1 pseudogene is annotated in these 260 nt (G+C 47.3%); it reads right to left on the reverse strand.

The window, feature by feature from the left end:
- Positions 1 to 229: pseudogene (locus tag V0R37_RS22560) on the reverse strand (carbon-nitrogen hydrolase family protein); the annotation flags it as partial.
- Positions 230 to 260: the final 31 nt, after the last annotated feature.

The raw sequence follows: 260 nt of genomic DNA on the forward strand, positions 1-260 counted from the left end.
CATCTAACTGGGTAAGAAGCTCCCCTCGAATGTTCCAGGCTGCCGACTGACCGACGCTAAGAAAGTCGTCGCTCGGACCGACACAGTTAGCCATCATTACAAACATATTGTGACGTCGCGCAACAATAGGATAATGCTTCATTGCTTTGGCTATACCTCCAACAGGTTTTGCGACACTGGCGAGATACATATCAGAAAATAAGGCGGCTGCATCGTTAGCATGATCCATTTGAAGTGATTCATAACAGATGGCAGGCGTT

The organism is Pollutimonas rozaliensis, assembly GCF_048751585.1.
Lineage (GTDB): Bacteria > Pseudomonadota > Gammaproteobacteria > Burkholderiales > Burkholderiaceae_B.